This window comes from Aeoliella sp., assembly GCF_965227375.1.
In the GTDB taxonomy this organism is placed as follows: Bacteria; Planctomycetota; Planctomycetia; order Pirellulales; family Lacipirellulaceae; genus Aeoliella.
Genome location: NZ_CBDDFX010000002.1, coordinates 3,013,440 through 3,033,214 on the forward strand (window position 1 = coordinate 3,013,440; position 19,775 = coordinate 3,033,214).

General features: G+C 60.8%; 14 protein-coding genes. 7 read left to right on the forward strand and 7 right to left on the reverse strand.

The annotated features are described in order from the left end of the window. Positions 1-10: 10 nt before the first annotated feature. Entirely contained in the window at positions 11-4,738 is a 4,728-nt protein-coding gene (locus ACQK2L_RS24875; RefSeq protein ID WP_425399747.1) for a beta strand repeat-containing protein, read from the reverse strand. Positions 4,739-5,200: 462 nt separating this feature from the next. Between ACQK2L_RS24875 and ACQK2L_RS24880 the strand changes: the two genes are divergently transcribed. Continuing rightward, positions 5,201-5,800 (forward strand): OmpH family outer membrane protein, encoded by a 600-nt coding sequence (locus tag ACQK2L_RS24880; protein WP_425399748.1) that lies wholly within the window; start codon positions 5,201-5,203, stop codon positions 5,798-5,800. Positions 5,801-5,882: 82 nt separating this feature from the next. Here the strand turns inward: ACQK2L_RS24880 and ACQK2L_RS24885 are convergent, their stop codons facing one another. Together ACQK2L_RS24885 and ACQK2L_RS24890 are read right to left on the reverse strand one after the other, a co-directional pair. Further along, positions 5,883-6,761 (reverse strand): peptidylprolyl isomerase, encoded by an 879-nt coding sequence (locus ACQK2L_RS24885; protein ID WP_425399749.1) that lies wholly within the window; start codon positions 6,759-6,761, stop codon positions 5,883-5,885. 124 nt (positions 6,762-6,885) lie between these two features. Beyond that, complete coding sequence (locus tag ACQK2L_RS24890) at positions 6,886-7,755, reverse strand: alpha/beta hydrolase family esterase (protein ID WP_425399750.1); 870 nt, start codon at positions 7,753-7,755, stop codon at positions 6,886-6,888. A gap of 134 nt (positions 7,756-7,889) precedes the next feature. Here ACQK2L_RS24890 and rlmKL point away from each other — a divergent pair, with 134 nt between their 5' ends. The 3 genes from rlmKL (at position 7,890) to ACQK2L_RS24905 (ending at position 10,666) form a co-directional block, all read left to right on the forward strand. After that, positions 7,890-10,037 (forward strand): bifunctional 23S rRNA (guanine(2069)-N(7))-methyltransferase RlmK/23S rRNA (guanine(2445)-N(2))-methyltransferase RlmL, encoded by a 2,148-nt coding sequence (gene rlmKL, locus ACQK2L_RS24895; protein WP_425401128.1) that lies wholly within the window; start codon positions 7,890-7,892, stop codon positions 10,035-10,037. 63 nt (positions 10,038-10,100) lie between these two features. After that, positions 10,101-10,352, forward strand: coding sequence for an AbrB/MazE/SpoVT family DNA-binding domain-containing protein (locus ACQK2L_RS24900; protein ID WP_425399751.1), 252 nt, complete (start codon positions 10,101-10,103; stop codon positions 10,350-10,352). After that, positions 10,352-10,666, forward strand: coding sequence for a type II toxin-antitoxin system PemK/MazF family toxin (locus ACQK2L_RS24905; protein ID WP_425399752.1), 315 nt, complete (start codon positions 10,352-10,354; stop codon positions 10,664-10,666). The genes ACQK2L_RS24900 and ACQK2L_RS24905 overlap by 1 nt, the downstream gene beginning before the upstream one ends. Before the next feature lie 38 nt (positions 10,667-10,704). Here the strand turns inward: ACQK2L_RS24905 and ACQK2L_RS24910 are convergent, their stop codons facing one another. From ACQK2L_RS24910 to ACQK2L_RS24925, 4 genes are all read right to left on the reverse strand, one after another. Beyond that, positions 10,705-11,070 carry a hypothetical protein gene (locus ACQK2L_RS24910; RefSeq protein WP_425399753.1) on the reverse strand — a complete coding sequence of 122 codons (366 nt, stop codon included), beginning with the start codon at positions 11,068-11,070 and terminating at the stop codon, positions 10,705-10,707. Between the two features lie 24 nt (positions 11,071-11,094). Continuing rightward, positions 11,095-13,119, reverse strand: a complete 2,025-nt coding sequence (gene nadE / locus ACQK2L_RS24915) for an NAD(+) synthase (RefSeq protein WP_425399754.1) — start codon at positions 13,117-13,119, stop codon at positions 11,095-11,097. A gap of 109 nt (positions 13,120-13,228) precedes the next feature. Then, complete coding sequence (locus ACQK2L_RS24920; RefSeq protein ID WP_425399755.1) at positions 13,229-14,398, reverse strand: CinA family nicotinamide mononucleotide deamidase-related protein; 1,170 nt, start codon at positions 14,396-14,398, stop codon at positions 13,229-13,231. 185 nt (positions 14,399-14,583) lie between these two features. After that, positions 14,584-16,737, reverse strand: coding sequence for a right-handed parallel beta-helix repeat-containing protein (locus tag ACQK2L_RS24925; protein WP_425399756.1), 2,154 nt, complete (start codon positions 16,735-16,737; stop codon positions 14,584-14,586). A gap of 291 nt (positions 16,738-17,028) precedes the next feature. On the opposite strand from ACQK2L_RS24925, the gene ACQK2L_RS24930 reads away from it, so the two are divergent. The 3 genes from ACQK2L_RS24930 to ACQK2L_RS24940 all read left to right on the forward strand — a co-directional run bounded on the left by ACQK2L_RS24930 (position 17,029) and on the right by ACQK2L_RS24940 (position 19,761). After that, positions 17,029-17,688 carry a hypothetical protein gene (locus ACQK2L_RS24930; RefSeq protein WP_425399757.1) on the forward strand — a complete coding sequence of 220 codons (660 nt, stop codon included), beginning with the start codon at positions 17,029-17,031 and terminating at the stop codon, positions 17,686-17,688. A 412-nt stretch (positions 17,689-18,100) separates the two neighbouring features. Next, positions 18,101-19,042, forward strand: a complete 942-nt coding sequence (gene cysK / locus ACQK2L_RS24935) for a cysteine synthase A (RefSeq protein ID WP_425399758.1) — start codon at positions 18,101-18,103, stop codon at positions 19,040-19,042. A 56-nt stretch (positions 19,043-19,098) separates the two neighbouring features. Then, positions 19,099-19,761, forward strand: coding sequence for a hypothetical protein (locus ACQK2L_RS24940; RefSeq protein ID WP_425399759.1), 663 nt, complete (start codon positions 19,099-19,101; stop codon positions 19,759-19,761). Positions 19,762-19,775: the final 14 nt, after the last annotated feature.

Sequence of the window (19,775 nt, forward strand, 5' to 3'; positions counted from 1 at the left end):
TTTCGGTTGTTTACTGTGGCTGCTGCGGCAACGGAATGTTGCCCGCATCGTTCACGATCACACCCGTCTGGTTGAATTCACCCGAGTTGTTGGTCGTGAGATCGGCCAGATCCTCCACCTGGAAAGTACCCGCGGTGTTGGTGAGGAAGTAGTCGTCGTTGCCGCCCACGTTGCCCGACATGGCCGAGTTGCCGTTCAGGTTCAGGCGAAGTGTCGCCGCACCGTTGTTGGTTTCGGCCAGGAACGACGGGCCAGGCGTGTTGTCGCTGTTGACGAACGAGTTGGTCAACACATTGGCGTTCACCGTGGCGTTGCCATCGATCAAGATGTCGGCGGCACCGGCAGTCCCATCGTTGTTGCTGAAGTTGTTGTTCTGCACCAACAAGCTGACCGTCTTACCCGAAGCACCACTTGCCACCAGGCTGAACGCAGCATTGTTGCTGGCCGAGTTGTCGACATTGTTGCCATCGACGGTGATGTGCACCGTGCTGGCGTTGTTGTCGATATTCAGCGCGATGCTCTCGTCGGCATTGGTGTCCATGGTGTTGTCGTTCAAGGCCAACCGCATCACGCCCGAACCAGTGGCGTCGAGGCTCACGCCTTGAGCAGCCGAGTTGCGAACCACCGTATCGGCGATGGTCACGTTCATCTGGGCGTTGTTGTCGTTGGTCATGGTAATGCCGTTGCCAAGGCTGCCCATCACCTCCATGTGGTTGATAGAGATGCTCTGGACGTTGGTCAGCACAATCGAGTCACCCGTGGTGTTGGTGAGCGTACCACCGTCGCCTTGTGAACTTCCGGTGGAGCCGATGCTGATCTGACCACCGGTCACGTCGTCCATCACGATGCCGTTGACGGCCCCGGTCACGGAGACGCTGTCGATCAGCATGCCAGACGAATCGACCTCGACATTGTTGAGATCCAAGGCCACTCCAGTGGTCGTGGTGATCGAGTTACCCGTGCCAATGATGCCAAGTCCCTCGGAGCCGTTGGCCACCAAACCGTTGCCGGTCGTGGTGTTGATATCCAGGCCGGAGAACACCGTGGTGGTGCCTGTGTTGTTGGTGAGCGTCACCGCATCGTTGGTGGTGGTATCCAGATCAAGTCCGCCGAGGAAGTTGAAGTCGCCGCCGGTGTTGTTCTGAACCAGGATACCCAGGTCGGTGCTGGTCACCTCGCCACCGAATGTCACTGTGCCACCGGTGTTGTTCTCAATGCGAACAGCGTGGCCAGTGTTATCGGTGATGGTGCCGTTGTAGTTGACATCGGCGTTGCTGCCAGTGATGACGAACGCGTCGCCCGTCGGATTGGTGATTTCCGAATCGCTGGCGAAGGTGAACGTGCCCGACGAACCATTGATGATGTCGATGCCCGCGTCGCCACCGTTCAGCACCACCGCGTCGTTGAAGTTGTAGGTACCGTCGGCGTTATCGAACTGCAGGCCGGTGCCATTGGTGGCTTCGACCACGCCCTCGCCGTTGGTGACCTCGTTGAAGTTCATCACTCCGTCGTGTCCTCCGGTGACCGAGATAGCCGCCACATTGTTCGACTGCTCGATCTTACCGGTGAAGGTAACGTCGGCCGAACCACCCACCACGTTCATCGCCACTCCCGTAGGATCGGTAATCGTGGTATCGCTGAAGGTGAAGGTACCGTCGGAGTCGTTGATGATATCGATGCCCGCATCGCCACCGTTCAGCACCACCGCGTCGTTAAACTGGTAGGTGCCGTCAGCGTCGTCGAACTGCAAGCCGGTGCCGTTCGTGGCGTCGATCACGCCGGTGCCGGTCTCCGCTTCGGAGAAGGTGAGCGTTCCGTCATGTCCACCGCTTACCGAAACGGCCGCGGCGTTGTTCGACTGAGTGATCAAGCCGGCGAAGTCGACGTCGGCGGAACCGCCGTCCACGTTAACCGCTATGCCGGTCGGATCGGTGATCGTGGTTTCGGTGAAGGTAAACGTACCGTCTGAATCGTTGGCAATATCGATGCCGGTGTCGGCAGCCACGGCCGAACCGTCCAGCGTGACCGAGCCCACGAATCCATAGTCGCCATCAGCATCATCGAACTGCAGACCCGTGCCGTTGGTGGCGGAGATCACGTCGGTGCTGGTGTCAGGCGACAGGAAGGTCATGGTGCCGGTATGGCCGCCGGTAACGGACATCGTAGCGACGTTGTTATCCTGGGTGATTTCACCCGTAAAGGTAAACGTCGACGAACCGCCATCCACGGAGATCGCCTCGCCGGTTGGGCTGGTGATCGTGCCGTCGGCGAAGGTGAAGGTACCTTCGCTGTCGTTCAAGATGTCGATACCGGTGTCGGCGGCGTTGCCGGTGCCATCGAGCACCACCGCGTCGTTGAAGATGTAACCGCCGTCGGCGTTGTTAAACACCATGCCGTCGCCGTTGAAGGCATCAATCACACCGCTGTCGGCGTCCAGTTCGTTGAATGTAAGCGTGCCAGTGTGCTCGTTCTCAACCAGCAACGTGGTGACAGCGTTATTCTGCGTGATCTTACCGGTGAAGTTCAGGCTCATCTCACCGCCATTGAACTCCAAGGTAGTGCCAGTGGTGTCGGTCACCGTGGCGTCGAGCATGGCGATCGAGCCGTCCGAGTCGTTCGAGGCGTTGATGGCCTGCGTGGTGTTGGTCATGGTCACACCGTCGACGAACGTGTAGACACCGTCGGCGTTGTTGAACACCATGCCGTCGCCACTAGTGGCGTCGACCACCCCATCGTCTTCGGTGCCTTCAAAGAAGTCGAGCGCGCCGGTGTGGCCGCCTTCGACCAGCAGCACTTCACCCAGGTCGCCCTGCGTGATCTTGCCAGTGAACATGATGTCGGTGGCACCGTCGTTTACGTGCATCGCCGCACCACCGGTGTCGGTGATGTCGAGGCCGAAGGAGTGCGAGCCGTCGCTGTTCACGACCGAGACACCCATGCCAGCGTGGTTAGTGATGCTCGAATCGGTGATGTTTACCGAGCCATCGTTAGCCGTCAGCAGGATGCCCGAGGTGCCGGTGCCAGAATCGTTGGTGTAGTTGTCGATGGTCGCCGTGCTGCGAGTGTTCGCCAGATTGATACCGACCCCGCCGTTGTTGGTACTCGTGACGTCGGAGATCGCAATGCTCTCGGTCACAGGCACACTGGCTGCTTCAGGCGAAGTGCCGTCGAGGTTGATGTCGTCGCCAGCCACGTTGTCGAACGTCAGGTCCGAGAGCATCGGAGTAAACTGAACCGCCAGTTCGTCGGCCGAGGTCGACGGATCGTCCGGAATAGTGCCGGGCGTCAGTGTGATGCCGTTGCCGGTCATGTTCGAGATAGCCAGGTTGTTCAGGTCGACACCCCGTGTTCCACTGGGCGAAACGATAGCGTTGGCGCCGCCGTCGATGGTGAAGTTCGAGACTTCCAGGGTGTTGCTGGCCAGCGTGATGACGTCTTCGCCCGCCCCGCCGTTGATGATCGGCACAACACCGGTGGATGCACCGGCTGAAGTCTCGGGCAGGGTGACGTCGCCAAAGTTGGTGGTGCTGACGATATGCTCGATGCCGCCACCTTCGCCCAGCATTCGCTGGCCGTCCAGCAAGGTAGCCTGCTCGCCGGTAAACGAGCTGCCAGCGTGCACCAGCACGATGCCTGGCGAGGCACCGGTGTCGTCGATCTCTTCCAAATTGTTGAGCGGGTTCTCGAACGAACCATCGCCACCCGCGGCCGCCGCACTGTCGACGTGCACCACGCGGATCTCCTCGACTTCGCCGTCGCCGTCGAGGTCGCCTTCGAGGATCTCGCCACCCAAGACGGTGTCCTGCTTGACGGCCACGTAATCGTTGCGAATCACCGGCTCACGCATCCGGTTCATCAACGATGGGTTGCAGTACGAAGCATCCCGCGTACGCCCGATGAACCAAGTGACGCTGAATACCGTGTTGGTGCCGAACTCGTCGTCGTCGTTCACTGCCAACTGCACCGCCAGGTCGGGCGTCAGGTAACCGCGCGCACCGAGCTTCAAGCCCAAGGTGTCAACGGTCTCGCCCCACAGGCCGTAAGCGCCTGCAAACAGCCACAGATCACGCTCGCCCAAGCGTCGCGCCAGTTCCACGTCCTGCACGGTCAAGGCTTCGTCCGTGCCAGCGATGGTCTCCTGCACCAGGAAGTCGCCCTGGTAGGTGATCGTGTCAGTAGCGACGAAGTCGCCAACTTCGATGTCGGCGAATGGAATGTAGGTATTCGCGCGGGCGTCCCAGAAGTCGCCCAGGTATTCCAGCGAAATGCCGACCTGTGGCAGGAAGTTCTCGTTGATCGTGGTCGAACCGTCCGTCCAGAAGCTAATACCAGCAATCTTCGCGCTGTCCGGGCTGTTGGGAAGCAGCGGCAGGGTCATGAACCGGTAGCCGATGCCCGCGTTGTAGCCCACTTTCGATTCGTCGTTGAGCGTTACCTGACCGTCTACGAACCACACGCCTCCGTTTTCGGCCTCGAACACCTTCATCGTGCCGAGATCGAGATTGCCGCGCACCTGGCCGTAGCTCTTGGTGTTGTAGCGCGCCCGCAGATGCATCCCCAAGCTGGGACTGTAGTTCATGCCATAAGGCGAATAGCTACTGTCAGGCGTGGCGATGTAGCTGGAGTCGGTCGAGTAGACGACGTCGCCCGCTGTTACACCGTTATCAATAGGCGCACCTTGACCGACGACTTCTTGCGCGGACGTACACGTGGCACTGACAAGCCAGGCAATCGTCATTGCAGAAACAATGCCACGGCCTCGCCGCAGGAGGTACTCACAGCCTTGCACGATAAGCTCCTAGAAAAGTGCTGGGCCAAGGGTGTCGTTAGGGTATGCTTGGCGCTCGCGGGGCGGATTCTAGCTTCTCAGCCAAACTCGGCAAGGTCAGCTTGATCCGCAAAGTCTATACAGTCGCTACGACGGTCATCGGCAGAACCGTTAGCTCTTCACCAGCCAATTCCGATAACTTTATCGGCAGGGTTTACCCAGAGTGACATGTGGGCGTTAGCAGCCGCACTATCAAGCAAGCTTTGACAGCCCAGCCCGTGGGCACACTTGGCTCCGCGAGCTTGCATCGCTGGCAAAACAGTGCCCTCTGCACGATCTCGCTTGCCACGCGCGACCAGTTTTCCTACATTTCGCGGCCCCGGAGATGCGGGAGCGTTACAGACCAGAATTCCTTGGAACGGATACCTTGCCATGAACAAGTTCATTACAACTGTCGCCTTTGCCTGCCTGGGAGTGCTTTCGATTGGTTGCAATCAGATGAACCAACCCGCAACGCCAACCGCCGAGGCCAAGCCTTCTGCGGGCATTGCCATCATCGACCTCGACGAAGTCGCCAAGCAGCTAGGTAGCGACAAGCAGATCGTCAACTCCATCCAGCAGCGCAAGGCCGCTCTGAACACCAAGCTGGTCGAACTGGCGCAGAACTACACCACTGAGTTCAACAAGCAAAAAGAGGCCATCGAGGCACAGCCCGAGAACAACGAAGGCGCCGTGCAGTTGGCGAGCTACGAAAAGCAGGTAAACCAACAATTCAACACCGCCCGTTCGCAAGCTAAGCAGAACTTGGTGCAACACCAGGTGAAGTTGGTCAAGCAGTTCCGCGACGCGGTTCGCCCCGCGGCGCGCAAGGTGGCCCAAGTGCGAGGCCTGTCGATCATCGTGACCAAACAAGAATCCTGGTACGACTACGACTCGGAGTGCGATATCACGGCCGACGTCGTGAAAGTACTCCGCGAATCGGCCGCCACCAGAAAGACAACCGCCGCGAAGCCTGCAAACCAGAAGGGCTAGGCACACTTCAGACACAAAGATTAAGTCCCCTCTCCCGGACCCTCACCTGAGTGAGAGTCCGGGAGAGGGGACTTTTTTGTTTCTACCGACGTCGCATCCGCGACGCGCCCCACAACGCCAGCGGGGCTAGCAACCACAGCGCCGACGGTTCGGGAACATTGGTCGACATCAATGCCGATGTCGCCGGGATGTCGCTACTCAGGCTGGAAGTCGACAGGCTGCTAAGCGCCGAGGAGTCGCTGCCAAGATTCTGCTCCTGTAGCGCCGTAGCGATCGGCCCCACAAACGAGAATTCGTCATCGGCTTCCACCACGGTCACCCGACGAATGAGCACCAGCCTGTCCTCTTCGACGACGGGTACGTCGATGAACGTAAGGTTGCCGGGCGAGCCGAAATCGTTGCTGAGGTCAACCTGGTCGAGCCCCATAATCGTGTCGATGGTCGACATGTTCTGAATCTCGGCGAACGGTACGAAGCCTTGTGAATCTAGTGATGAGTTGTTTCCTAAGTTGATGAAGAAACTGCTCGTGCCACTGTTCACATCGCTACCGGCCAACGCAAGCGACACCGTGCCGCGCGTGTTCGAAATCGAATCAAAGTCCACATTTCCATCGCCATTCTCGTCGACAATGGCTTCAGGCAACCGCTCAACAGCACTTGCGAGTTGCGGCCACATTCCGGTTGTTGGCTGAAATGCCAGAAAGCCACCCATCTGCAGGACAAAGTCGTCCGCTGGATTGTCGTTGTCACGATCTACCGCGCGGTTAATAGCCGTGAAGTGATACCGGCCCAGACCGACGTACGCGACCATGTTGTCGACCAGTGGCTGCAAGTTGGGATCGTCATTTGGATTCAGCACCATGTCGAAGTCGCCAACATTGGTCTCGAACCGCAGGGTTTGGGCCATCGCCACCGTGCACGTTCCCAACAACACGATAGCTACAAGTAAGAATCTGGACATGCGATCAAAAGCCTATGGGTGCAACTTCAAACAATAGAGGAGAGCGAGGCCGAGCGGTGCTTGGGGGGATTTGCTGGACCGCCGAGGGGCAGCTCGCGAGGGGTTCTGTTCCGGAACCTCTATTCTACTCGGAGCTGCGGTTCGTGCAAAAAAACTGCGCCAGGAACTGCCAAATCAGCTCGCTGGCCGACAGCCCCAGCGGGGAGGCACCCAAAAAACACCAGGGCGGGGCTTCGCCCGGCCAGGTATGGCCGCCGCCGGTGATCCGTACCTCGACAACCTGGTCCACACCGTCCTGCGTAGCGTAGACCGCCCGATGGGCGTCGAGCGGCTGGTCGTTGGCCAGGGTGCGGTCGTAGGGAATTTGCTGATACTGCGGGTCGATAGTCGGCAATCCACAAGCGGCTGCCCATTGGGTAAGCGAATCGTGCACCGACGGAAACTCGAGCTGCCGCAAGCTCCGCGCGCCGCCTCCGCCAAAGTAAGGCACAAAATGATCCGCCGTACCATGAATGTGCAGTGCCGGCACCACGCGCGGCAGCGGTTCGGGCTCGAACGCCAGGCAACCGGCCACGGGTGCAATGGCTGCAATGCGTTGCGGCAAGGCGGCCGCCAGGCGGTAGCAGAACATGCCGCCGTTCGACATACCGGTGGCGTACACCCGCGCTGGGTTCACATCGTAACGATCGAGCAACAGGTCGAGCAGCCGCGCGGCGAAGCCTACGTCGTCCACCTCGCGCCGCGACGCATGCCCGCAACAGATGCCGGCGTTCCACGTGAGGTACTCGGGCGAGGGTCCGCTGCCCGAGGGGAACACCACGGCAAACCGATGCCGGGTGGACAGTTCGGCCAAATGGCAAAACCGAGCCATGTCGAGCGGCGTGCTCCCTCCGCCATGCAGCGCGAGCACCAGCGGCAACGACTCGCCCGGCGGCACGTGCGCGTAGTAATACCGCCCGGAGTCTTCGCCACTTAGTTCCACTCGCTGAAGCATTCGAACCACCGATCCATAACAAATGTACGTGCGAGCGGCTATTATTACTTGTGAACCGGATTCCGACGAGGCGTAGCTCGTTGGCTATTGCTCACAGATTTTTCGATTGAGTCGAGATTCCCATCCATCAACTGATTGCAACAACCGCGTTTGGTCTCGAAAAGCTCGCCGCGCGTGAGCTGGAAGGCTTGGGGTACGCGCCGCGCGTGGTGCGGCCCGGCCGCGTGCTGTTCGAGGGCGACGCCGCGGCCATTTGCCGCGCAAACCTGTGGCTGCGGACCGCCGAGCGTGTGGTTGTGCTGGTTGGTTCGTTCGCAGCCAGCGACTTTGGGCAGTTGTTCGATGGCACCAACAGCTTGCCGTGGGAAGCGTGGATCCCACGCGACGGAGCGTTTCCCATCCGCGGCCGCTCGCACAAGTCGCAACTCTCCAGCGTGCCGGCCTGCCAGAAAATCGTGAACAAGGCGGTCGCCGAACGACTGCTCGCGGCCCACGAAGTCAACTCGCTTCCCGAGACCGGCGCGAAGTTCGGCATCGAAGTCGAACTGTTCGACAACACCGCCTCGCTGCTGCTCGACACCAGCGGCGCAGGGCTGCACAAACGCGGCTACCGCACCAGTGTGGCTGAAGGGCAGCTTCGCGAGACGCTGGCCGCGGCGATGGTGACCTTAAGCGTGTGGAACCGCGACCGGCCGATGATCGATCCCTTCTGCGGCACAGGCACCATCGCCATCGAGGCGGCGCTCATTGGTCGCAACTCGGCGCCGGGTCTCGACCGCGAGTTTGCCGCCGAAGCGTGGCCCACACTCGATGCGGCGCTGTGGCACACCTCCCGTGAGGAAGCCCGCGACTTATGGCAACCTCCGCTCGAGCAGCGCATCATCGCCACGGACCTGAACGCCAAGTCGTTGGAACTCGCCCGACACCACGCCGAACGAGCCGGCGTGGCAGGCGACATTCACTTTCAGCAGCGGGCGTTCGAGGACCTCACCAGCAGTCGCAAGTACGGTTGCATGATCTGCAACCCACCGTACGGCATTCGCATCGGCAACGAAGCCGAGTCGGTCGCGCTGCACAGAAAGCTGCCCATCGTTTTGCGACGATTGCCCACCTGGAGCCACTATGTGCTCACCGCGCGGGGCGACTTCGAGCGGCTCATCGGCCAAGAGGCCACACGGCGGCGGAAACTGTACAACGGGCGTATCGAGTGCACGTACTACCAGTTCCTGGGGCCCAAGCCACCGCGCGGCGACGGGGAAACCGGAGCCAAACCGCAATCGGCCAAGGCGGAACCTGTGTTTGGCGGCCTCAAGGAAGACTCCGCGCGTCAAGCGACTGAGTTCGCCAATCGGCTCACGAAACGCGCGCGGCACCTGCGACGCTGGCCCACACGGCGAGGCATCACTTGCTATCGGCTGTACGAACGCGACGTGCCCGATGTGCCGCTGATCGTGGATCGGTACGAGGACGCACTGGTGGTGGCCGAGTACCGCCGCCCCCACGACCGCACACCCGCCGAGCACGCCGACTGGTTGGAGTTGATGCTCCGCACCGCGGCCGAGACACTCGAAGTGGATCGCGACCGAGTGTTCCTGAAGACCCGTGAAACGCAAAGTGGCGAGAAGCAGTACGGCAAATTCGGCGCGGAGAGCGAAACGATGACCGCTCGTGAGGGCGGGCTCGAGTTCCTGGTGAATCTGTCCGACTACCTCGACACGGGGCTGTTCCTCGACCACCGCCAGACACGGCAAATGGTTCGGGATGAGGCGGAAGGCAAGCGGTTCTTGAACCTGTTCGCCTACACGGGAGCGTTCACCGTGTACGCAGCGGCCGGCGGCGCGGCGAGCACCACCACGGTCGACCTGTCGCGTAACTACCTGGAGTGGGCCGAGGAGAACCTGAGGCGGAACAAACTCGACGGCCCACCGCATCAATTCGTCGCGGCCGACTCGCGCGAATGGCTCACCACCCTGCCCCGCGAAGCGATGTTCGACCTGGCCATGGTCGACCCGCCGACGTTCTCCAACACCAAGCGAACCACAACCGGCCGCCAGGAAATCGACGACTGGGACGTCCAACGCGACTACGCAGCGCTGCTGGAGGAACTCGCCGCGCGAATGCCGGTGGGCGGCGTGGTGTACTTCAGCACGAACTTCCGCCGGTTCAAATTCGACGAGAAGCTGCTACCGAGCTACCAAGCCCGCGAGATCTCCAAGCAGACCGTGCCGGAAGACTTTCGCAACCAGCGAATCCACCGCTGCTGGCGGTTGGTGCGGGAGTGAGGTTGACGAAGGCCCAGGGCGTGGTAGAATGTAATTACATTGTTATCACATACGGAGTGCCCTATGGATATCAACCTTATCCCAATCGGAAACTCCCAGGGAGTACGGTTGCCTAAGTCGGTAATCGAGCAGGCCGGCCTCACTGGCCCGCTGCAACTGGAAGTCGCGGACGGGGCGATCATTATCCGACCCGCCAAGAAGAATCCACGCGAGGGCTGGGAGGAAGCCGCTGCCGAGATTGCGGCCATGGGCGAAGACAACGTCGACGATTGGGATGGAACTCTCAACGACTTCCACGGCGAGTGGGAGTGGTAATGCAACGCTTCGAAGTATGGCTGGCCAATCTCGATCCGACCATCGGGGCGGAGATTCAAAAGACTCGTCCCGTTGTCATTGTCTCTCCTGACGACCTCAACACTCAGCTCCGAACGGTGGTCGTCGTCCCTCTCACGACGGGGCGATCCTATCCCTTTCGCATCGCCACCAAAGTGCAAGGCAAGAGCGGCGTTGCAGCCATTGATCAAATTCGCACCATCGACAAACGCAGGCTGGTGAAGAAGCTGACCACGCTTCGCCAAACCACTGCAGATAAACTTCTTGAGGCACTGGGCGAGATGTTCCAGCCGTAGACTTGTACGCTGAAACTTACACCAGGCGACATCATTGCCTATTGAGTCGCTGCTCTGCTCTCCGTACAGTCGGCAACCTGATGCAGCGTTTCCACATCAAGGTGAGGTCCGTGAGTTAGTTTGCCTTTGTACTTGAAGTGCTCTCGCACGCGATGTTCGGCGGAGGTGAGCACGCACTTCAAGCAAGTTTGGACCACTTCGCTGCGGCAAGAGTGCACGCTTTGGTACCACTTGCGGGTGGTTTGAGTTTCCAGCGTTCCGGTGTGGATGTCTTCCTCGTCGTACTTGGCGTAGATCAGAAACCCATCCGTTCCGCTGCTGGGGTCCGATACCTTTCTTACCAGAAAACGGTACCCTGGAAACGCTACGTCGGTCAGTACGTTCGAAATCTCTTGGAAAGTCATGCCTCATCTCCCACTTTGAAACACTCACAACTTCAACTGCTTCTTGAGCTCCGCCAGTTCCTCGGCAAAGCCGCTATTGAGAATCGGAAAGCGACACCAGCTCTTCGGGTCGAGGTTCTCGTCGTCCACGTGGAAGCTGGGGGCGTAGCGTTCGCGTTTCCACTGGTTGCGACACCAGAGTTCGAAGAACCGTACTACCCATTGGCCGATTTGCTGTTCGGTGTGGTCGGGGAATTGCGCCCGGATCAGTGCGAACACGTCGCGCGGCAGTTGCTTGTCGCGAATCGCCGCTCGCTCGATGGCGTCGAGCACCACGTACGGCATCAGGTCGGCCTCGTCGGTTTGACCTTCGTCGTGCGGGCGTAGTTCGGCCGTCGGCTTTTGCGAGGTGACCACGCTCAGCTCGGGCAGCGGTGCCAGATCGTCCGGCCCGGTGGTTTCCATCCAGCGAAGCCACGACAGCAGGAACTGCTTGTCGATGCCCGCGACCGGAGACAAACCGCCGGCCGTGTCTCCATCCATCGTGGCATAGCCTACGGCCGCCTCGCTGCGGTTGCTGGTCGACAGCAGCAGAGCTCCACGCAGATTCGCCAGCAGCCACGCGCCCGGCGCTCGGCTGCGGGCTTGGATGTTCTGCAGGGCCACGTCGTCGGAATCCCACGAAAGCTCGCGGCCGATGGCCTGCGAGACCAACTGCACGTAGCTCTCGTTCACCGCGTCGACGTCCCACTGCAGGAACTCCGCGCCTACCGCCTCGGCCACGGTGCGGGCCGAGTTGCGGGTGGTGTCGGTCGAGTTCCGCGTCGGTTGGTACACGCAAGCCAGCAGTGCACCGGTAAACGCTTTGGCCACCGTGTCGTGGTCGCTGGTGTCGATCGACTCCTGCACCGCGGCCAATCGCAAGGGTGCGCCCAGTCGTTCGACGAACTCCGAAGGCGACATCTCTTTGAGCGCCCGACGGACCATTAGGTGCACCAGCACTGCGACGGCCGACGAGTCGGCCCCGCCGCTCAGGCTCACCACGAATCCTTGCGTGCGGCTTCTCCGCAAGTAGTCGAACAGCGCCAGCGGCACCGCCCGGCTGAACTCCTCGTGCTTCGAGTCGTCGCCGGTCTCCCACGGTTCGGGCTCGGAGGTGTGGTTCACGAGGCTTGGTCCCGCGTCGTTCCAGTTGAACGACACCAACTGCAACGTGTCGCCGTGCCGCTCGACTTTCATCCGCGAATCGAACGACAGCCCGCGCGCCAAACGGTTGCGGTGCACGTCGAAATCGGCCACGGTTAGTTCGACGTCCGAGTAGCTGAACAATCGCCCACGGGCGGTCATCTTGCCGCCGGTGGCCATGAGCACTCCCCCGTCGTACAAGCTGCGGCCCGACTCGTTGCCTAGCAGATTGCAATAGACGTAGGTCACACCAAACGCCCGGGATCCTTCGAGCACAAACCGCTCGCGAACCGCTTGCTTGCCGAACGCGAAGTGGCTGGCGCTGGGATTGAGGATCACGTCCGCGCCGCGGCGAGCCAGCCGTCCGCCGGGGCGTTCGGCAATCCAGGCGTCGCGGCAGATTTCGAAGCCGATTCGCACGCCGCCAACGTCGAACAACAAGTCGCCCACTGGATAGAGTCGACCTTGCCACTCAATTTGACCCACCACCCCAGCCGGCCAAGGGCGGAACCAACGCGGTTCGTAGTGAATGCCGTCGCTGGCCATGAACTGCTTGCACACGATGCCAACCAGTTCGCCATCGACCATCAACGCGGCCGCGTTGTAGAGGCTCGCTTCGTAAAACAGTGGCAGCCCCACTGCCACAACCATACCATGCGTGTGCGGCAGCAGTTCGGCGATCTCGTCGAGCGCCCGGCGCTGCACGCCGACCGAAAAGAACATGTCCTCGCAGCCGTAGCCAGTCACGGCTAGCTCGGGCAGATTCAGAATCTGGGCCCCGGCGGCGCGGGCTTCCTTGATGGCCGAGAGCAACCGCTCTCGATTGCCACTCCAATCGAGCGGAGTCTGATTCACACTGGCCGCAGCAATACGAATGTTGTGCATGGTTCCATAGAGCGTTGAGTGACATTTGCCGGGCCACGCTTAGGTGAGCCCGCTGACTTAGTGTACCAATGACACTAACTGGCGGCAAGGGGTTCGCAACTCGAATGAATTACGACTCGTCCCTCACCAATCGCAGTCGCAGCACGTTCAGGGCACTTTTGGCGATTCGCGGACCCACGACCGCCGGATGGCCTCCCAGCGTGAAAGTTTCGTGCTGGACATTTTGGCCGTCGGACATGGCGACCTCCACGTTGCCCTCGGCATCGCCGGCGCCGATCGCCAGCCCGTACGTCGCGTTATGCTCCTCCCGGGCGTTCTCGGCCGCGGCAGCTGCTGACTCGACGTTTGGCACGACCGCGCCGCCGAGGAACACCTTGGCCTCCGGATCGTCTTCGGCCAGCCAGCCGGCGACCAAACCGCGGGTGCAGCACTCCACGGTGGCGAGCGTCTGTTCGCGCTCTCCCAACTCGTGCAGCAATGCGTGGTGCAGGTCGATCTCGCCCTCGCCAAAAATGAACCGCCCAGCCGCCGCGTATATCTCCTGAGCCGTGGGCTCCATCGCAGCCAGGCAAGCTTGTTCGTTGGGGCCGGAGGCGGTGATTCGCAGCGTGAGCGTCGCACTCGACGCGGTGATGCCGACACGCGGCTCGCGTCCGCGACACACCAGGTCGGGTAGCATCGCTTCGAGTTGGCTCTCGCCGGGACCGAAAATCTTGATCGCGCGGTGCCGAATGACCCGCTGCTCGCCGGTAAGCACCATCACGGCTGGGGCAACAGTGGCGGTGTACATTTCATGCATCTCGGCCGGCACGCCCGGCAGGGCAAACAGGTGGCATTCGCCGCCGGTTGGTTTGGTGGCCTTGGCCTCGATGCCCGGGGCGGTACCGTTGGGATTGGAGATGGGCACCGAGCCGGCCGGAAAGTACGCCTGACGCTCGTTACGCTCCGGCATCGGGCGGTTGCGACGGGCGAACAACTGGCGAATATGCTCGAGCGACACCTCGTCTTTCACCAGTTCGACACCCATGGCTGCGGCCATCGCGTCGCGCGTCAAATCGTCGGCCGTAGGACCGAGACCCCCGCTGGTGACGACCACGTCCGCCCGAGCGATGGCGGTGCGAAATACATCGACGTTGGCCTCCAGGTCGTCGCCCACGGTGCTGTGGAACATCACTTCGAGACCAATATCGGTGAGCTGCTGGCTTAGCCACTGGGTGTTGGTATCCAGCCGCTCGCCGCTGGTAAGTTCGTCGCCGATGGCTATGACTTCTGCACGCATGGGGTACATCGCAGGTTGAACATGGAGAGTTTCGGCGAGCCGGAAGCGTCAGCGCCCGGAGCGAATGGCCAGAGCATACACCACTTCCAACCCCTCCGGGCGCTGACGCTTCCGGCTCGCCGTGTACTCTCTAATTCTGGCCTGCGAGAGTCATTCCGCACAGGGGCGGATTAGAAGAGTAAAACTCACTCGTGGGGAACCATCGCGGGGTATTCCACGAACACATTAGGGTCCAGATTCACGCCGGCGGTGACGGAGCCGACGTTGCCAGAAATCTCACCGCCGACCGTACCTCGCACGAGCATGGGGATGCCAACGCGGCGTTCCTCGTTGGATAGCAAGCCAGAGAAATTCTGCGTTTCAATTCCCGACAAGACGGCATGTTCATTTGGGTTATAGCCCGGCAAGTCCGCCGCAAACCACGGAACTGAGTTGGCTTCGTAGATCACAACATCGTCAACCATGCCATCGCCATCGAGCCAGCCATCGCCTCCGCCGACGTCAAATAGACCGAAATACTCACCAGGGTCTGCAGCCGCGATATCCTCGGCACGATTATCCTTGAAGTCTCCAGAAATGTTCCCGCTAATTGTGATGCCGTAGCATTGACTCTCGTCGGCCACGTTTCCGGAGATGTTTCCGTCGACGTTTCCGCCAACAACCATCCCTCCTCTTACGCCGTCTCCCCCAATGTTGAGGTTGTTTCGCAGCAACTGGTTGTTGACGATGTCACCCGTCACATCGCCTATGATCAATAGTCCGAAGCGAGTGTTATCGTTCATCGTGTTATTTGCAATCGTTCCAGAGAATCCTTCGACGACAAGTACCCCATAAGTCCCACTAGCTTGTATCGTATTGCTTTCGATGATCGACGCGCCATGCACATCTTCCAGTTCAATACCGGAATCAGCTCCGACAACTGCATTCCGGTTGATGTTTAAGTCATTAACACTCCGCGCCACGATGCCGTTGCCGGGATACACGCCAAAGACTAAAAAATGGATACGAGCAGCACTGGGATAGTAGACGTCTGTCAATGTATGAAAGGGATGCAGCGAACTTGAACTCACAGAATAATCGATATAAAATCCCGAGACCTCCACGCCATCGGCGGCGATAGTAATCGCATCGCCCAATCCCCCAGTAATCACTGGACTCACCCCACTACCCACCTCCGGCAAAACAATCGTTCCCGCCTGAGTCTCCAGCGTGTGCGACACGCCTTCTGCCAGCACGCGTTGGCCTGCGGTGGTGGTAACAAAGTGCTCGCCGACGAACTGGCTGCCGCCGTGCACTAAGACGATATCCTCGGGTTGGTTGCTGGCTGCGGCCAGTGAGTTGCTTGGCGACTCGAAGGTGCCGTCGCCGCCGGGTTCGGCCTCGGAATTGACGTGATGGAACGTGTAGGCGTGGCCGCCGGTGGTGGTGACCGCTTTGGCAGTGGAGGGGCCGCCGATGTAGTGTTTGATGGCGATCTGGTCCTGTCGCTCCACCGGGTCGCCCAGGCGGCAGGCGACGCTTTCGCTGGAGCGGCAACGCTCGAAGTGCCGCGTGAGGCCATATCGCCAGGAGATGCTCACGGCGGCCGTGGTGTCGAACTCGTCGTCGTGCTGCACCGAGCCGTTGAGCCATAGTTGGTCGCCGACGCGCAGCTCCAACCGCGCCCGAGGGCCGATGGCCGCCACGCCGGTGTTGGGATGCCACAAACTGTAGATGCCCGCTCCGCCGCGAAGCTGCCACACGCCCTGGTCGAGCAACAGGCCTACCGCTTCGCTATCCACACCGCGCAAGGCGACTTCCTGCGGGATGTCGGTGAAGTACAGATGCGAGCCGATGTAGGTGGTACTCGCCGCGTCGATGTAGCTGTTCCACGTGTTGCCCACCGGCAGGTAGGCGTTCACGCGGTAGTCGAACAGGTAGCCCAGGCTCTCAAAACCCCACGACAACTGGTTGTAGTGCGAGTGGCCCGTGTCGCGGTAGTCGTAGTAGAAGTGGCCGCCGTACACCCGATCGGTCACCGAGTCGTACGCCCGCACGCCGAGGCCCAGGTTCACGCCGTCGGCTTTCGACTGTTCGTTGAACAGCACCAATCCCAGATCGGCAAACACGAGTGAGTAATCGCTTGGACCGATAAGCGGCAGGAACGAATTGAAGCGCGTGTAGCCGTCGTCCAGCCCTGGCAGCTCGCCCGCGGTGTGACTGAAGCCGAGCCGACTGTCGACGCCCTGCGCCTCGGCGGCTTGCACCGAGAACCACAACACGGCAACCAGGCACGTCAGGGCGCGCAGCGATGCCGCAAGGAGTTTCGGCCAATCGCGTTGAGTCGATGGCGCTGGCATGGCAAACCGAGCGGCGGCCACTCACTGGGTAGCCGCGAGATATGGGTTGAGGAGGAGAATAGCTCTGGGGTAAGTACAGGACCCTGCTGGAGACCGCAACCCCAGCAGCGCCGCACGACTGATTCGCGCGCCATCAAATGCGCAACAGTTGCGCAATCCCCGCGAATTCCACCAATTGCGCCCGGAGCCTACAAATACAGTGGTTTTAGAGCATCCAGAGGATCCAGGCACGCCAGCTGCAGATGTTGGCAGTAGCTGTAACAGCCCGCCTCTCAGGAAAGGATCTCTACCATGTCCCGCCTCGAATTGACACTTTGGGCCGCCACGATGCTCGCATTGGGCCTCTCGGCCACCGCCAAGGCCGCCCCGCCCTACCTGCCTGGCCCGCCGCTCGAGCAGACTTACGCGCTTTCCATCGAACTGAGCAAAGAGGCGGCCGCGATCACCTACGACATTGATCAGCTACTCCGCGGCAAGGACCGCAAGGAAGTGCTGGAGGAACTTCGCGACCTGGCCGATGAGCTGCAAGACCTGTACGAGGCCATCGAGGACGCCAACTTCAAGCCGAGGAAGTGGAATCGCGTTCACAAGCGGACCGATGACGTGTTGGAGGAAGTCGCCGAGCTGGATGAGGAGATTCACAAGGCGGTCGACCACCTGAATGACCGCCCTCGCCAGACAGCGATTCCGCCGCGCGGACCGGCGTTCTACCGTTCGAATGCTCGCTCAGGACCGGGCGTGAATGTCGCCATTCGTATCGATGGGCGTGGCAGGTCTCGCTGGCAGGCTACCGAGGAACGGGCCAACTCGCTTGGTCAGCCGCAGAGCGTACCCTATCGTGCCGCTACGCCACGATACGTCCCCTTGCGAGTCGGAACCGAGCTGGAACAGCGCGTGCACCGCATGCTGGCCATCGCCCAGGAACTGGACCGCCTGGCGAACTTCCGCTGACTCCAGTGCGAGGGTAAAGAGGGGCAGCGCCGGCTTCTGGTGATTTTAGAACGCTCTGTTCCAAGTTTCCGGTCTCCGGAAGTCGGCGCCTTATAAAATCGTGGTCTCATGGAGTGTCATTCCGACGGGAGTAACACGACCGAGGAATCTAGCCTGAACTGGGCAAAGCGGTGCAAAACTTGGGCGGCCCTGCCCTTCCAAGCTCCCCCAGCATCCGACTCGCCCCGGTGCCGCAGCGTCGATTTCTCAGTCGGCGAGCCCTCCTTCGAAATGACACAATGAGCGCACCCAGCTTCGCTTTTCTCAGCCACGGGTTTGCCGAATCGGCCGGTTGTGCGATAATCCGGCCCTCCGAGCGTGAGCACGCTCCGGCCGCTTGTCCATGAAATCAGCTGCAGAAAAGGATTGACCCATGCCCCGCAACCGAACGTACGACAACGCCGCCCAGTGCATTGGCGAGACGCCGATGATCAAGATCAACCGCCTGGTGCCGGACGATCATGCCACGGTGTTCGCGAAGTGCGAGTTCTTCCAGCCGCTCAACAGCGTGAAGGACCGGATCGGCGCGGCGATGATCGAGGCAGGCGAGCGCGACGGCAAGATCAACGCCGATACGCACATCATCGAGCCCACCAGCGGCAACACGGGCATCGCCCTGGCATTTGTGTGCGCGGCCAAGGGCTACAAGCTTACCCTCACCATGCCCGAGAGCATGTCGCTCGAGCGTCGCGCGTTGCTGCGGGCGATGGGCGCAAGCCTGGAACTCACGCCGGCGGCCGACGGAATGAAAGGCGCGATCAACAAAGCCAAGGAAATGACCGAGGCAGGCCAGAACACTTTTATGCCGCAGCAGTTCGAGAATCCGGCCAACCCGGCCATCCATGAGAAGACGACCGGGCCGGAAATCTGGGAGGACTCGGGGCACGACATCGACGTGATCGTGGCCGGCGTCGGCACCGGCGGCACCATCACCGGTGCTTCGCGATTCCTCAAGGCCCAGAATCCCAATTTCAAAGCGATCGCGGTCGAACCGGTCGATTCGCCAGTGATTTCTGGTGGCGACCCTGGGCCCCACAAGATTCAAGGTATCGGTGCGGGCTTCATTCCGGGCAACCTCGATACGTCGCTGGTCGACGAAGTGGTGACCGTGAGCAACGAAGAGGCCTTCCAATGGGCCCGCCGTCTTGCGAAAGAAGAAGGCATCATGGCTGGCATCTCCAGCGGTGCCAACATGTGCGCCGCAGCGAAAGTTGCCGCCCGACCGGAATTCAAAGGCAAGCGCATCGTGACCATCATGTGCAGCCTCGGCGAACGCTACTTGTCGACACCGCTGTTCGAGGGCCTGACCGGCTGAGCTTGGGCCATCGACTCCAATCAACCTGACTTTTCATCGCTTGCCGGGAGATTGACATGGCCAAAGAGAAATTCGAGCGCACCAAGCCTCACGTGAACGTTGGCACCATTGGCCACGTGCAAGGCGTCGAGGGTCCAGCCGGACTGACGGTCGACACGGCCGAGTCGACCTCGGCTGGCAACCCGCCGGAAAGCTACGAATTGTCGGTCGATATCCCAGCAACTTCGGCACCCGAGTTGGCGACTGTGGTGATCCCGCTGGACGATGATTTCTTCTTTCGCCTGGAAACCGGCCCTGCGGTTTCGCTGGACTTCTCGATCGATGTCCTGCCGGCGGCCGTCGAAGGTACGGACGACGTGGATGTATCGCTCGCCATTCTGCAACACAGCCGCTTCTTCCTGGCTCGTCCTTCCAGTACCTTCGATCCTCCGTCGATCGATGGAGAAGGGTTGCAGTGGACCAGTTTGTCGGCACAGGATCTCACGGCCGACGAGTTCGACGCGGTGGGCGGTCGCGTAGGCCATCCCGATTTCTCCCAGCCGTTCCAGTTCGGCTACGCGCTAACGAGCGAGACTTCCTCGGCAGGACAACACCTGGAGTTGAGCCTCGACAACATGGTGGTGGAAATCACGACTATCCCCGAACCTGGCACCATCGGGCTCGCCATGTCGCTGGGTGCAGCCTATTTGTGGCATCGCTGGCGGGGCGATGACGATTAGCGGTGGGGCAGTAG

Excerpts from the sequence above, each read along its gene's own strand:
- ACQK2L_RS24875 (WP_425399747.1), bottom strand. The coding sequence starts at position 4,738 with ATGACGATTGCCTGGCTTGTCAGTGCCACGTGTACGTCCGCGCAAGAA.
- ACQK2L_RS24880 (WP_425399748.1), top strand. The coding sequence starts at position 5,201 with ATGAACAAGTTCATTACAACTGTCGCCTTTGCCTGCCTGGGAGTGCTT.
- ACQK2L_RS24885 (WP_425399749.1), bottom strand. The coding sequence starts at position 6,761 with ATGTCCAGATTCTTACTTGTAGCTATCGTGTTGTTGGGAACGTGCACG.
- ACQK2L_RS24890 (WP_425399750.1), bottom strand. The coding sequence starts at position 7,755 with ATGCTTCAGCGAGTGGAACTAAGTGGCGAAGACTCCGGGCGGTATTAC.
- ACQK2L_RS24900 (WP_425399751.1), top strand. The coding sequence starts at position 10,101 with ATGGATATCAACCTTATCCCAATCGGAAACTCCCAGGGAGTACGGTTG.
- ACQK2L_RS24905 (WP_425399752.1), top strand. The coding sequence starts at position 10,352 with ATGCAACGCTTCGAAGTATGGCTGGCCAATCTCGATCCGACCATCGGG.
- ACQK2L_RS24910 (WP_425399753.1), bottom strand. The coding sequence starts at position 11,070 with ATGACTTTCCAAGAGATTTCGAACGTACTGACCGACGTAGCGTTTCCA.
- nadE (WP_425399754.1), bottom strand. The coding sequence starts at position 13,119 with ATGCACAACATTCGTATTGCTGCGGCCAGTGTGAATCAGACTCCGCTC.
- ACQK2L_RS24920 (WP_425399755.1), bottom strand. The coding sequence starts at position 14,398 with ATGCGTGCAGAAGTCATAGCCATCGGCGACGAACTTACCAGCGGCGAG.
- ACQK2L_RS24925 (WP_425399756.1), bottom strand. The coding sequence starts at position 16,737 with ATGCCAGCGCCATCGACTCAACGCGATTGGCCGAAACTCCTTGCGGCA.
- ACQK2L_RS24930 (WP_425399757.1), top strand. The coding sequence starts at position 17,029 with ATGTCCCGCCTCGAATTGACACTTTGGGCCGCCACGATGCTCGCATTG.
- cysK (WP_425399758.1), top strand. The coding sequence starts at position 18,101 with ATGCCCCGCAACCGAACGTACGACAACGCCGCCCAGTGCATTGGCGAG.
- ACQK2L_RS24940 (WP_425399759.1), top strand. The coding sequence starts at position 19,099 with ATGGCCAAAGAGAAATTCGAGCGCACCAAGCCTCACGTGAACGTTGGC.